The organism is Mycolicibacterium parafortuitum, assembly GCF_002086815.1.
Classification (GTDB): Bacteria; Actinomycetota; Actinomycetes; order Mycobacteriales; family Mycobacteriaceae; genus Mycobacterium; species Mycobacterium parafortuitum.
Genome location: NZ_MVID01000006.1, coordinates 55,304 through 69,614, shown reverse-complemented (window position 1 = coordinate 69,614; position 14,311 = coordinate 55,304). Strand labels below are relative to the sequence as shown.

Genomic DNA, 14,311 nt, shown 5'->3' with positions numbered 1-14,311 from the left:
CTGACATGATGGTCGCCATGTCTCCCACGGCGTCGCGCGATCTGCTGCTGGGTGACCTCGACGAGGAACAACGCGAGGCCGTGCTGGCGCCCCGCGGCCCGGTCTGTGTGCTCGCCGGCGCCGGCACCGGCAAGACCCGCACCATCACCCGCCGCATCGCCTATCTGGTGACGGCCGGTCACGTCGCTCCGAGCCAGGTGCTGGCGGTGACGTTCACCCAGCGCGCTGCCGGGGAGATGCGCGCCCGGCTGCGCGCGCTCGACGACGGCACGGGCACGGGTGCGGTGCAGGCGCAGACGTTTCACGCCGCGGCCCGCCGGCAGCTGTCGTATTTCTGGCCCCGGGTGGTCGGCAACACCGACTGGCAGTTGATGGACAGCAAGTTCGCCGTGGTCGCGCAGGCTGCCAACCGCGCCGGCCTGCCGACGGGCACCGACGATGTGCGCGATCTGGCCGGCGAGATCGAGTGGGCGAAGGCCTCGCTGATCAGCCCGGAGGGCTACGCCGCCGCGGTGGCCGACGTGGGACGGGACATCCCGTTCGACGCCGCCAAGGTCGCCACGGTCTACGACAACTACGAGGCGCTCAAGACGCGTCGCGAAGGGGTCGCGCTGCTGGATTTCGACGACCTGCTGCTGCACACCGCCGCGGCGATCGAGAACGACCCCGCGGTGGCCCAGGAGTTCCGCGACCGGTACCGCTGTTTCGTCGTCGACGAATATCAGGACGTCACCCCGCTGCAGCAGCGGGTGCTCGACGCGTGGCTCGGCGGCCGCGACGACCTGACCGTCGTCGGGGATGCGAACCAGACCATCTACTCGTTCACCGGCGCCTCACCGCGCTACCTGCTGGACTTCTCGCGGCGCTTCCCCGAGGCGGCCGTGGTCCGGCTGGAACGCGACTACCGGTCCACCCCGCAGGTGGTGTCGCTGGCCAACCGGGTCATCGCCGCCGCCCGTGGCCGGATGGCGGGAAGCAAGCTGCACCTCGTCGGGCAGCGCCCGCCGGGCCCCAACCCGGTGTTCAAGGAGTATCCCGACGAGGTCGCCGAGGCCACCGCGGTCGCCAAGAGCATCAAGAAGCTCATCGACTCCGGCACCGCCGCGTCCGAGATCGCGGTGCTCTACCGCATCAACGCCCAGTCCGAGGTCTACGAGGAGGCGCTCACCGAAGCCGGGGTGGCGTTCCAGGTGCGCGGCGGGGAGGGGTTCTTCAGCCGCCAGGAGATCCGCCAGGCTCTGCTGGCGATGCAGCGAACCGCCGAGCGCCAGCCCGATCTCGACGGTCCGCTGCCCGAGATCGTGCGCGCCATCCTCGAACCGCTCGGGTTGACGGCCGAACCGCCTGCGGGCACCCGCGCGCGCGACCGGTGGGAGGCGTTGGTCGCGCTGGCCCAGCTCGTCGACGACGAGGTCGCGCAGCGGCCCGGCCTGGACCTGCGTGCCCTGCTTGCCGAGCTGCGCCAACGCGCCGATTCGCGCCACCCGCCCGTGGTGCAGGGCGTGACGCTGGCGTCGCTGCATGCGGCGAAAGGCCTGGAGTGGGATGCGGTGTTCCTCGTCGGCCTGGCCGACGGCACGCTGCCGATCTCCCATGCGCTGTCGCACGGCCCCGACAGCGAACCGGTCGAGGAGGAGCGCCGGCTGCTGTACGTCGGGGTGACCCGGGCACGGGTCCATCTGACGCTGAGCTGGGCGCTGGCGCGCAATCCGGGCGGCCGGCAGGGCCGACGCCCGTCGCGCTTCCTCAACGGCATCGCGCCGCAGTCCCAGCGCGACGATGGCCCCAGTAAGCCGCGCCGGGCGCGCGGGCCCGCACCGCGGTGCCGAATCTGCAACGCGCAGTTGACCACTCCACCGGCGATCATGCTGCGCCGCTGTGAGACCTGCCCGTCGGACATCGACGACGAACTGCTCGCCGAACTCAAGGAATGGCGGCTGCGGATCTCGAAGGAGATGAGCGTGCCCGCGTATGTGGTGTTCAGCGACAACACCCTGATCGCGATCGCCGAGTCGCTGCCCACCGACGACGCGGCGCTGGTCGCGATCCCCGGCATCGGCGCACGCAAGCTCGAACAGTTCGGCGCCGACGTCCTCGCGTTGGTCAAAGGCCGCCAAAAATCGTAAAAATTCCGCCAAAAGCGCTGGTCAAAAATATGTTGTGCCGTTTTGCTGGTACGGTTTAGCCTCGTAGCACACAGACGCGTGCCATGTGCGAAAGGAGGGGGCCAGACATGAACAGCAATCAGATGTTCACCGGTGTTGCCGGCAAGTGGTTGACCCTCCGTGCCTCTGTCCAGGTACATCCCGCGCATCCCATTCCCGCTGCTGCCGCGCCGCGTAAGCGTCGTGCCGCCGCCGGCGCGATTGCCGCGTCCGTGAGGGGCTATCTCTAGGTATTAGCCCACCCGCCACCTCCAGGCCACGGACCCGCAATCACGGATCCGTGGCCTTCTTGTTTCTCCGACAACGAAGTCCTGGTCACAGATCCATCGAAAAGAGTTCAGAGACAAAACAACCGACGAGAATCAACGACCAGAAAGCAGAGGACCGGACATGTCTTCGCCGACATGCGAGAAGACGCCGACATCCGAAACGCGAGAGCCGGCGGTGCCGTGCCATGTCGAGGACCCCGACCTGTGGTTCGCCGAGGATCCCCGCGACCTCGAACGCGCCAAGGCGCTGTGCGTGGACTGCCCGATCCGGCGGGCCTGCCTGAACGCGGCGCTGGAACGCCAGGAACCGTGGGGCGTCTGGGGTGGCGAAATCCTCGAGCGCGGCGCCGTCATCGCCCGCAAGCGGCCGCGGGGCCGTCCGCGTAAGGACGCGAAAGACCCTGTGGCCGCTTGAGATTCAGCCGGTCCCGGCGCTCACACCGCGTCGGGATCGGCGAATCCCGGAACCTTCTCCATCGCGATACGACGAGTGTCGACGTGGGCGTCGAGCTGACAGGAGATCGCGACGATCGACGCGATCACCCGCATCGGGATCGCCAGCTTCGGCGGAATGTCCATCTGCCGAGCGGTTTTGAGTTGACCGGCGGCGCGGTCGAGTTCCAGTGTCGTCATCCGCTGCAGCCATTTGCGGGTGTAGTGGAACACCGGCACCTCCAGCGGTTCGACGTACTGCTTGAGCATCTCGTCGATCTCACGGGTGGAGACCTGCTGGCCCTTCTGGATGAATCCGACCTTCTCCATGGTGGGCAGCAGCTTGTCGTAGTTCTTGTCGACTGCGTACCGCAGGATCTGGCCGAGCTCCACCGGCCAGCCGCCGGGCATCGGGGCCACCGCACCGAAGTCGATGACACCCATCTTGTTGTCGGGCAGCAGCATGAAGTTTCCGGGATGGGCGTCGCCGTGCACCATCTCCAACCGGGTGGGGGCGTCGTCGCAGAACTCGAACATCCGGGTGGCCATCAGGTCGCGCTGCTCCTGGGTGCCCTCCCGGATGATCTGCGACAGCGGCACGCCTTCGATCCATTCCTGGATCACGACCTTGGGCGCGCTGGCGACCACGTGGGGGACGACGAAGTCCGGGTGGCCCTCGTAGGCCTTGGCGAAGGCGCGCTGGTTGTCGGCTTCGAGCCGGTAGTCGAGTTCCATCTCGGTGCGTTCGATCAGCTCGTCGACCACGCCCTGCACGTCGGCGCCGGGGGCGAGTTGCTTGAGGATGCCGACCATGCGCTGCATGGTTTTCAGGTCCGCGCGCAGCGCCTCGTCGGCGCCGGGGTACTGGATCTTGACCGCGACCTCGCGGCCGTCGGCCCAGACGGCCTTGTGGACCTGGCCGATGCTGGCCGAGGCGATCGCCTTGTCGTCGAAGGACTGGAAACGGTCCCGCCACTTCGTGCCGAGCTGCTGGTCGAGCACCCGGTGCACCCGGTTGGCCGGCAGCGGCGGCGCCTCGCGCTGCAGCTTGGTCAGCGCCTCCCGGTAGGGCTTGCCGTACTGCTCGGGGATCGCGGCTTCCATCACCGACAGGGCCTGACCGACCTTCATCGCGCCGCCTTTGAGCTCGCCGAGCACGGTGAACAGCTGCTGGGCGGCCTTGTCCATGAGTTCGGCGTTGACTTCGTCCTTCGACTTGCCGGTCAGCCGTTTGCCGAAGCCGAGCGCGGCGCGTCCCGCCATGCCGACCGGTAACGACGCCAGCTTGGCGTTCCGCGCAACGCTGCCCCGCTTGATCTCGCTCACGTGTCCATCATCCACTACTTGGAGACCGGTGCGGTCAGCATGCGCAGTCGGGGTGCCGCGACCACCGCCGCGCGTCGATCGACCCGGTCGCGACGTCGAATTCCAGGGTGGTGTCCAGCGTTGCCGGGGCCGGCGCGGCACCGGGATCGGCGCGTCGCAACGTCTGCACGATCTGGTCGATCTCCTTGAGCGCGAGCGCCGCGGTGGCCAGCACGGTGGCCCGGTCGGCGCTACCGACGGTGCGGCACAGTTGCGCCGCGACGGCGGGCCAGGCGGCGTCCCGGTCGCTGCGGTGGAGGTCGGCGCACCGCAGACAGCTCGTCACCCCGGGCACCACCAACGGACCGACCAACCCCGTGCCGTCGCGCACCCGCACCGGAAGGTGCGGAACCCGCGCGTCGCACAGATCGCGGACCAGTCGGGGGTCGGCGACCAGATAGTCGGTCAGGACCACCAGGTCGGGGCGGGCGGTGGACGCGTTGGTTCTGGTGCTGTGGCTGACACGGACGTTCGCGTTGCACAGCGATGCGATCAGCAGGTCGGTCAGCGGGCCGTCACCGTGCACCCGGATGACGGCCGCGCGCACATGCGCACGCGGTGCGGCGGTGACGACGCCGCGCTGTACGAGATGGGTGACGAGCCCGTCGACCACGGGTGCATCGACTCCGTGGGTGGCGGCCAGTGCCCTCAGTTGCGGGGTGGTGGCAACACCTTGCAGCGAGCGAAGCAGTTCGGCCAGCACCGCGCCGGACAACCCGTCGGGTGGGCGGACCACGACGGCGCGGCGCGGATCCCAGCCGACCTGGACGGTGCCGTCAGGGCGGGACAGCACCGGGGTGGTGGGGCTGAGTGCGTACCGCGTCATGATTTGACACCTCGCGTCATGACTTGACACTGTCACGCGGCGCCGGCACCCAGCCGGGTTATCCACAGGGGTCAGGCGCGGGGTTCGTCCGGTCCGGTGTCGCCGCGCTGGATCTCGCGTTCGAGGTCGGCGATCGCGCTGTCGAGGTCGCTGACGTCCCCGCCGATCATCCGGTCGATGAACGCAGCCGGCTCGTCGAGGTCGGCGGCACTGGGCAGCAGGTCCGGGTGCTGCCACACCCCGTCGCGGGCGTCGGCGCCGACGGCGTCGGTGAGCTTGCGCCACAGGTCGGCGGCTTCGCGCATCTTGCGGGGGCGCAGTTCCAGGCCGACGAGCGTCGCAAAGGTCTGCTCGGCGGGCCCGCCGGTGGCGCGGCGCCTGCGCAGCATCTCGGCCAGCGCCATGGTGCCGGGGATGCGGTCGCCGAGCGCGTCGACGACGACGGTGTGCACCCAGCCCTCGATCAGCGCGAGCAGCGTTTCCAGCCGCTCCAGCGCCGCCGTCTGCTCCGGGGTGGCCTTGGGCTCGAAGATGCCCTGGTTGAGCAGCTGCTCCATCTCCGACGGATCGGTCAGCGAGGCCGGGTTGAAGCCGCGGGCGAACTCCTCGATGCCGCTCATGTCGATCTTGGTGCCGCGGGCGAACGCCTCGACGGCGTTGAGCAGCTGGCTGGCCAGCCACGGCACATGGCTGAACAGCCGGTGGTGGGCGGCCTCGCGCGCGGCCAGGAAGGTGACGACCTCACTGCGCGGCTGCTCCAGCCCCTCGGACAGCGACTCGACCGCCTCGGGCATCAGCGCCGCGACACCCTTGGGCCCCAGCGGGAGCCCGATGTCGGTGGAGGTGAGCACCTCCTTGGACAGCGTTCCCAGCGCCTGCCCGAGCTGTGAGCCGAACGCCATGCCGCCCATCTGCGACATCATCGCCAGCAGCGGGCCGGCCATCGCCTTGGCCTCCTCGGGCAGCGCTTGCGCCCACACCGTGGAGATCTGCTCGGCGACCGGGTCGCACAGCCGCTTCCAGGTGTCCATCGTGTTGTCGATCCAGTCGTTCGGCGTCCACGCCGCCGTCCGCACGGTGCCGGCCGGCAGCGGGGTCACCCCGTCGAGCCAGGTCTCGGCCAGCCGCACCGCATCGGCGATCGCCGTCGCGGTCTGTTCGGGCACCGGCGCGACGAATCCGATAGAGCTCGAGGCGAGCTGGCGGGCCAGGTCGTAGTTCACCGGTCCCGACGACTTGCCGCCGGCCATCGACGTCCCGGCGCCGCTGAACATCTCGCCCAGCTTGGAGAAGATCTGCCCGAGCTGCGACATGTCGAACTCGCCGCCGCCGGGGAAGCCGGCACCGAACGGATCCCCACCCGATCCCGGGCCGGGGTTGTCCTTCTTGTGCTTGTCGCGGTCGGGGTCGTCCCCGGCGGAGAAGCCGAAAGGCAGGTCAGCCATGCCTCAACCGTACTCACCGTGGGGATGACATGCGCGTGCGCGGGTCACGCTGACAGTGAACTCGGGTCACACCTTTACTGTGGGCGGCGTGAACAGGCGGATTTCCACCTTGGTCGTCGCTCTGGTGCCGATCCTGATCTTCGCGATCCTGGCGTCGGTGGTGACGGTGCCCTATGTCGCGCTGGGGCCCGGGCCGACCTTCGACACGCTCGGAGAGGTCGACGGCAAGCAGGTCGTGGCGATCGAGGGCGCCGACGTTCATCCGACCTCCGGGCATCTGAACATGACCACGGTGTCGCAACGCGACGGGCTGACCCTCGGGCAGGCGCTGATCTTCTGGGCGTCGGGTCGCGACCAGTTGCTGCCGCGCGATCTGGTGTATCCACCCGACAAGTCGCGCGAGGAGATCGACGAGGCGAACACGCAGGACTTCCGGCAATCGGAGGACAGTGCCGAGTACGCCGCGCTGCAGTACCTGAAGTACCCGATGGCCGTCACCATCGAGAGCATCGAGGAGGACGGCCCGTCGAAGGGCAAGCTGCAGGCCGGCGACGCCATCGACGGCGTGAACAACACCCCGGTGGCCAACCTCGAGCAGTTCCAGGAGCTGCTCAAGGCCTACAAGCCCGGCGACACCATCGTCGTCGACTACCGCCGCAAGAACGCGCCGATGGGTTCGGCCGAGATCACCCTCGGCAAGCATCCGGACCGTGACCAGGGCATCCTCGGGGTGAATGTGCTCGACGCGCCGTGGGCGCCGTTCACCGTCGAGTTCAACCTCGCCAACATCGGCGGGCCGTCGGCCGGTCTGATGTTCAGCCTGGCCGTGGTGGACAAGCTGACCACCGGTGACATCAACGGCGGCAAGTTCGTCGCGGGCACCGGCACCATCTCCGGCGACGGCAAGGTGGGCTCCATCGGCGGCATCACACACAAGATCGTCGCCGCCCAGGAGGCCGGGGCGACGGCGTTTCTGGTGCCCGCCGACAACTGCGCCGAGGCCAAGACCGCCGACGTGGACGGCATCGAACTGCTCAAGGTGGACACGCTGGAGCACGCGGTCGACGGGCTGCGGACGCTTTCCGCTGGTGGCGAACCTCCACGCTGCTGAGCGGGCTTCATAGGGCGGGTGCGTAAAGTTAGGGCGGAGTAGTCGTTCCTGTACATCTGCTGGGAATTTCCGAGAGTGGAGTAGTCGAGTGGGAATGCGCCCCGCGGCGAAAATGCCGACGCTGACGCAACGAAGCCGGTTTCTGATCGCAGTCGCCGGGGTGGCCGTGCTGTTGCTGCTGCTCGGGCCGCGGTTCATCGACACCTATGTCGACTGGCTGTGGTTCGGCGAGCTGGGATACCGGTCGGTGTTCACGACCCAGATCGTGACCCGGCTGATCATCTTCTTCGTGGTGGCGATCCTGCTCGGCGCGGTGGTGTTCGCGGCGCTGGCGCTGGCCTACCGCACCCGGCCGGTGTTCGTCCCGACGGCCGGACCCAACGACCCGATCGCGCGGTACCGCACCGCGGTCATGACGCGGCTGCGGCTGATCGGCATCGGCGTGCCCGTCGGTATCGGCGTGCTCGCCGGGTTCGTCGCCCAGAGCTACTGGCAGCAGGTGCAGCTGTTCATCCACGGCGGCGAGTTCGGCGTCACCGACCCGCAGTTCGGGATCGACCTCGGCTTCTACGCCTTCGACCTGCCGTTCTACCGGCTCGTGCTGTCGTATCTGTTCGTCGCGGCCTTCCTGGGATTCATCGCGAACCTGTTGGGCCACTACCTGTTCGGCGGTATCCGGCTGGCCGGGCGCAACGGCGCGCTGAGCCGCGCGGCACGGATCCAGCTGATCACGCTGGTCGGCGTCCTGATGCTGCTCAAGGCCGTCGCGTACTGGCTCGACCGCTACGAGCTGCTCAGCCACACCCGCAGCGGCAAGCCGTTCACCGGCGCCGGCTACACCGACATCAACGCGGTGCTGCCCGCCAAACTCATCCTGATGGCGATCGCGGTCATCTGCGCGGTCGCGGTGTTCTCCGCGATCTTCCTGCGCGACCTGCGGATCCCGGCGATCGGCGTGGTGCTGCTGCTGCTGTCGTCGCTGGTGGTCGGCGCGGGCTGGCCGCTGGTGGTCGAGCAGATCAGCGTGCGCCCCAACGCCGCGCAGAAGGAAAGCGAATACATCAGTCGCAGCATCACGGCGACGCGGCAGGCCTACGGCATCACCGACGAGGTGGTGAACTATCGCGACTACCCGGGCAACGCGACCGCGACGGCGCAGCAGGTGGCCGCCGACCGGGCCACGACGTCCAACATCCGGGTGCTCGACCCCAACATCGTCAGCCCCGCGTTCACCCAGTTCCAGCAGGGCAAGAACTTCTACTTCTTCCCCGACCAGCTCAACATGGACCGGTACCGGGACGAGGACGGCAACCTGCGCGACTACGTCGTCGCCGCGCGTGAACTCAACCCCGACCGCCTGATCGACAACCAGCGCGACTGGATCAACCGGCACTCCGTGTTCACCCACGGCAACGGGTTCATCGCCTCGCCGGCGAACACGGTGCGCGGGATCGCCAACGACCCGAACCAGAACGGCGGCTATCCGGAGTTCCTGGCCAGCGTCGTCGGCGCGAACGGTGAGGTGACCTCGCCCGGGCCCGCTCCGCTGGCGCAGCCCCGTATCTACTACGGCCCGGTGATCGCCAGCACTGCCGACGACTACGCGATCGTCGGCGAGAACGGCCCGCCCCGCGAGTACGACTACGAGACCAACACCGACACCCGCAACTACACCTACACCGGCAGTGGTGGCGTGCCGATCGGCAACTGGCTGACCCGCAGCGTCTTCGCGGCCAAGTACGCCGAACGGAACTTCTTGTTCTCCAACGTGATCGGTGAGAACAGCAAGATCCTGTTCAACCGGGATCCGGCCAAGCGTGTCGAGGCGGTGGCGCCGTGGCTGACCACGGACACCACGGTCTACCCGGCGATCGTCAACGAGCGGATCGTCTGGATCGTCGACGGCTACACCACGCTGGACAACTACCCGTACTCGGAGTCGATGTCGCTGTCGTCGGCGACCACCGACTCGAACGAGGTGGCGCAGAACCGCCTGCAGCTCGACAAGCAGGTGTCCTACATCCGCAACTCGGTCAAGGCCACCGTCGACGCCTACGACGGCACCGTGACGCTGTACGCCCAGGACGAGCAGGATCCCGTGCTGCAGGCCTGGATGAAGGTGTTCCCCGACAGTGTGAAGCCCAAGAGCGACATCAGTCAGGAACTGCAGGAGCATCTGCGCTACCCCGAGGATCTGTTCAAGGTGCAGCGCGCGCTGCTGGCCAAGTATCACGTCGACGATCCGGTGACGTTCTTCTCGACGTCGGACTTCTGGGACGTGCCGCTGGACCCGAACCCGACGGCCAGCAGCTACCAGCCGCCGTACTACATCGTCGCCAAGGACCTCGCCGAGAACAACGGTTCGACGTCGTTCCAGCTGACCAGTGCGATGAACCGCTTCCGGCGTGACTTCCTGGCGGCCTACATCAGTGCCAGCTCCGATCCCGAGACGTACGGCCGGCTGACGGTTCTGACGATCCCGGGCCAGGTCAACGGTCCCAAGCTGGCGTTCAACGCGATCAGCACCGACACCGCGGTCTCGACCGAGCTGGGACAGATCGGCCGCGACGGCCAGAACCGGATCCGGTGGGGCAACCTGCTGACCCTGCCGCTGGGCGACGGTGGATTGCTCTATGTCGCACCGATCTACGCGTCACCGGGTAACACCGATGCCGCATCGACGTACCCGCGTCTGATCCGCGTGGCGATGATGTACAACGACCAGATCGGTTACGGCCCGACGGTGCGTGACGCGCTGACCGATCTGTTCGGTCCCGGCGCCGACGCGACCGCGACCGGTCCCGCGACGACCGAACCGCCCGCCGCCGGTCAGTCCCAGCAGCGGCCACCCACCGCGCAGCCGCCGGGCCGGCCCGGGCAGGCTCCGCCGCCCCAGCAGGCGGAGGTTCCGGGCGCGGTGCCGCCGCCAGGTCCGACGCAGCTGTCGGCCGCGAAAGCCGCGGCGCTGCAGGACGTCAACTCCGCGCTCGATGCGCTGCGCAGCGCGCAGGAGGGTGGCAACTTCGCGGAGTACGGCGAGGCGCTGCAACGCCTCGACGATGCGGTGACGAAGTACCAGGAAACCGGCTAGTTCACCCACACCGGTGCGCTATCGGTTGCTCGGACCACTGCAAGTGGTCCACGGGGAGGGTGTGATCGATGTCGGCCCGCGCAAGCAGCGGGCGGTGCTGGCGGCGTTGCTGCTGGCGCAGGGCCGGGTGGTGTCGACCGATCGGCTCGTCGACGCGGTGTGGGGCGACGATGTCCCGGCCAGCGCGACGGCGAGCCTGCAGGTCTACATCTCCAACCTGCGCCGGGCGCTGCGCGCCGGTGATCCGACGGCGTCGGTGGCGCAGCCGATCGTGCGTCAGCCGCCGGGGTACTTCATCGACCTCGGCCCCGACGACCTCGACATCACGGTGTTCGGCTCGGCCTGCGGGCGGGCGGCCGCGGCGATCGAGGCCGAACGCTGGGAGGAGGCCCTCGCCGAGTCCGACGCGGCGCTCGTCCTGATCCGCGGCGAGCTGCTCGAAGACATGGGGGACGCCGACTGGGTGCGCGAGGACGCGGCGCGTATCGCCGAGATGCGCACCGAATGCGTTGCCGACAAGGTGATCTCGTTGCTGGCGCTGGGAAGGATCCCGGCCGCCCTGACGACGGTGTCGCAGCTGCGCGCACTCGATCCGCTCGCCGACCGGGGTTGCCGACTACAGATGCTCGCGCTGTACCGGGCCGGGCGCGCCGCCGACGCACTGGAGGCCTACAGCCGGTATGCGCGCCGGCTCGACGACGAACTCGGTCTCGAGCCGGGGCCGGAGCTTCGCGATCTGCAGACCGCCGTGCTGCGCCAGGCGCCCGAACTGTCGGGGTGGCCGCGCTCGCCGGAGTGGACCGGCGCCGCGCCGGTGGTGCCCGCCGAGGCCACCACGGCCCGGGCCGAGACGCCCGAGCCGGCGTCGCACCGTGCGCCGTTGATCGGCCGCAGGCGCGAACTCGCCACGGCGGCAGAGCTGTTGGAGCGGACCAGGGCAGGCGCGACGCGCTGGCTGGTGCTGTCGGGGCCGCCGGGGATCGGGAAGACCCGGCTGGCCGAGGAGATCGCGGGGCTGGTGACCGGCGGGGGCGGCGACGCCGTCTGGGTCAACTGTCCCGACGAGCGGGGCACCCCGCCGTGGTGGCCGATGCGGCAGTTGGTCCGGTCGCTGGGCGCCGACGCCGACGAGGTGCTCGCGATCCCGCCGCACGCTGACCCGGATACCGCGAGATTCCTCGTCTACGAACGGATCCAGCGACTCCTCGAGTCCGCACCGGGATTGCGCGCGGTGATCGTCGACGACGTGCAGTGGTCGGACACCACCTCCGCTGCGTGCCTGGCCTACATCGCCGGAGCGCTGCGCGACCACCCGGTGCTGGTGATCGTCACGGTGCGCGACGGCGAGCGCACGCCCGAGGTCGCGCGACTGCTCAGTACGGTGGCCCGCGGCAAGGACAACCGGCTCATCGAGGTGCCCGCGCTGTCGTCGGAGGACGTCGCGGTGCTGGCGAACGAGGTGGCCGAGGAGGTCGTCACCGCCGAAGAGGCTGCCCAGTTGGCGGACCGCACCGGCGGCAACCCGTTCTTCGTCTCCGAATACGCCCGGCTGCCCCGAGAGGAGCGCGCGGGCAACGAGATTCCGCACGCGGTGCGCTCGGTGCTGGACCGTCGCCTGGCCGCGCTGGATCCGGCGGTGATGCAGGTGCTGCGCGCCGCGGCGGTGATCGCCGATGTCCTCGACTCGGTCACGGTTCCGCTGCTGGCCAAGACCACGGCGCTGGATCTGGACACGCTGGCCGACTATCTGGATGAGGCGGCCGACGAACGCATCATCGTCTCCTCGCACACCGGTGAGGGTTACGTGTTCGCCCACGGTCTGCTGCGCGAGCAGTTGCTCACCGGGATGCCCGCGCTGCGCCGGCAGCGCGTACACGCCAAGGTCGCCGATGTGCTGGCCGACAGCGCGCTACCGGATGCGCCGACCTGGCGTGCGCAGCACCTCGTCGCCGCGCAGCCGTTGGTGGAGCCGACGGTGGTGGTGCAGGCCTGCCGGCTGGCGGCCGAAGAGGCGACGCAGCAATGGAGTTCGGACATCGCCGCGCGCTGGTGGCAGGCCGCGCTGGACGCCTACGACCGGCTGCCGGTGTCCGAGCGCGACGACGCCGTCCGGGATGCGTTGACCGTCGAACTGCTGGAAGCGCATTCGCGGGCCGGGCGCGGCCAACTCGTGCTCGACAGCGTGCAGCGCTATCTCGGGGAGGCGCTGCGCACCGGGCGGGCGGCGAGCGCGGGCCGGGTGGCCAGCGCGCTGTTGCGGGCCAGCGGCGGGTGGCCGTGGCTGGCCCCGGGTAACGATCCGGGGGAGCTGCTGACCCTGCTGATGCGGGCGGCGACGCTCACGGAGGGGGAACCGGCGTCGTCGGCCCGGGTGCTGTCGGCGCTGGCCGTCGGGCACTGCTACCACCCGGATCCGGCGATCGCGCCGGGGCTGCTTGACCGGGCGCAGCGGCTCGCCGAGGACAGCGGGGATCCGGACGTGATCGCCGACGTACTGGTGGGCCGGCTGATCACGTTCTCCGGTGTCGCGGCGCTGAGCGCGCAGTCGCTGGAGTGGGTCGACAGACTGAACTCTTTGGGGCACAGCAGGTCTCGTGAGGATTCGGTGATCGCGCATTCGGTCGCGACGATGGCCGCGATGAACCTCGCCGATGTCGCCGCGACCCGCCGCCACGTGCAGGCGGGTATCGCGGGCAGCGAGGAGCTGCGGTTGCCGGTGCTGCGCGCGCAGCTGCGCTGGATGGAGGCCGTGCTGGCGGTGTGGCACGGCGATTTCGCCGAAGCCGAGCGGCATCACGCGATCGCCGCGCACGTCCACGAGCAGACCGAGCTGTACGAGGCGGGCAGCGGGCTGCTGGCGCGGGCGACGCTGCTGCGTGAGCGCGGCGGACCGGTCGAGCCGAGCTGGGAGGCGTTGGACGCGCAAGGATCCGGCGGTCTCGGCATGGTCGGCGTGGTGCGCACCGGGGTGCTGACGCTGCTGACCGGTCCGAAGGCGCACGACGAGGCGCTGGCGACGTTGCGCCGGTGGGCGGAGGACACCGACCGGTCCCATATCTGGACGACGCTGGGTCATCACACCCTGCTGGCGCATCTGGCCGCCGATCACGGCCTCCCCGAGTTCGCCGAACTGCTGCTGGCACACCTGGACGCGTATCGCGACCGGATCGCGGTGATCGGGCAGGTCGGGATGGCGGGACCGGTGGCGCTGGCGACCGCTCGGCTGCATGCGCTGCGCGGGGATGCCGAACAGGCGAGGGCGGACCTCGCGACCGCCCGCGCGATCGCCGAGCGTACCGACGGCGTGCCGACGCTGCTGCGGTGCCGGCTGCTGGACTGCGAGTTGGCCGCGCCGTCGGCGCAGCGCTCGGCGGACGCCGCCGCACTGGCCGCCGAGGCCACCGGGGTCGGGATGGCCGCGGTCGCGGCCGCGGCGTCACGGCTGACCTGACCTGCCGTCTCGCGAGACCGCCCCCACGGTAGCCACCACGCGGTAGTCACTACCGGGATGGCGGTCTCGCGAGGCGTCGCGGCCGGTTCGGCCATTGCCCCGAGGTGTCCCGCGGAGGACGATGAGGACGTCCGGCGGCGCCGCTGGGACGCTGCC

General features: G+C 69.5%; 9 protein-coding genes. 6 read left to right on the top strand and 3 right to left on the bottom strand.

Annotated elements, in window-relative coordinates; genetic code table 11:
• Positions 1–5 precede the first annotated feature (5 nt).
• The 3 genes from BST38_RS09615 (at position 6) to BST38_RS09610 (ending at position 2,849) form a co-directional block, all read left to right on the top strand.
• The gene (locus BST38_RS09615) at positions 6–2,126 is read left to right on the top strand and encodes an ATP-dependent DNA helicase UvrD2 (RefSeq protein ID WP_083143059.1); all 2,121 of its coding nucleotides are present in this window, start codon (positions 6–8) and stop codon (positions 2,124–2,126) included.
• A gap of 107 nt (positions 2,127–2,233) precedes the next feature.
• A complete protein-coding gene (locus tag BST38_RS29345; protein ID WP_165761572.1) occupies positions 2,234–2,395 on the top strand; it encodes a hypothetical protein in 162 nt (53 codons plus the stop codon).
• Positions 2,396–2,555: 160 nt separating this feature from the next.
• Entirely contained in the window at positions 2,556–2,849 is a 294-nt protein-coding gene (locus tag BST38_RS09610) for a WhiB family transcriptional regulator (protein WP_083143058.1), read from the top strand.
• Positions 2,850–2,869: 20 nt separating this feature from the next.
• Here BST38_RS09610 and BST38_RS09605 read toward each other — a convergent pair whose 3' ends face one another.
• From BST38_RS09605 to BST38_RS09595, 3 genes are all read right to left on the bottom strand, one after another.
• Positions 2,870–4,207, bottom strand: coding sequence for a macrolide-binding ATPase MABP-1 (locus BST38_RS09605; RefSeq protein ID WP_083143057.1), 1,338 nt, complete (start codon positions 4,205–4,207; stop codon positions 2,870–2,872).
• Positions 4,208–4,226: 19 nt separating this feature from the next.
• Positions 4,227–5,057 carry a TOMM precursor leader peptide-binding protein gene (locus tag BST38_RS09600; protein WP_181792011.1) on the bottom strand — a complete coding sequence of 277 codons (831 nt, stop codon included), beginning with the start codon at positions 5,055–5,057 and terminating at the stop codon, positions 4,227–4,229.
• A gap of 71 nt (positions 5,058–5,128) precedes the next feature.
• Positions 5,129–6,502: a zinc-dependent metalloprotease gene (locus tag BST38_RS09595; RefSeq protein ID WP_083143056.1), complete on the bottom strand. Its 1,374-nt coding sequence runs from the start codon at positions 6,500–6,502 to the stop codon at positions 5,129–5,131.
• 88 nt (positions 6,503–6,590) lie between these two features.
• On the opposite strand from BST38_RS09595, the gene BST38_RS09590 reads away from it, so the two are divergent.
• The 3 genes from BST38_RS09590 to BST38_RS09580 all read left to right on the top strand — a co-directional run bounded on the left by BST38_RS09590 (position 6,591) and on the right by BST38_RS09580 (position 14,155).
• Entirely contained in the window at positions 6,591–7,613 is a 1,023-nt protein-coding gene (locus BST38_RS09590; protein WP_083143198.1) for a YlbL family protein, read from the top strand.
• Between the two features lie 88 nt (positions 7,614–7,701).
• On the top strand, positions 7,702–10,704 hold the full coding sequence (locus BST38_RS09585; protein WP_083143055.1) for a UPF0182 family protein: 3,003 nt from the start codon (positions 7,702–7,704) through the stop codon (positions 10,702–10,704).
• Positions 10,705–10,717: 13 nt separating this feature from the next.
• Positions 10,718–14,155, top strand: coding sequence for an ATP-binding protein (locus tag BST38_RS09580; protein ID WP_110781707.1), 3,438 nt, complete (start codon positions 10,718–10,720; stop codon positions 14,153–14,155).
• The last annotated feature ends 156 nt before the right edge of the window (positions 14,156–14,311 follow it).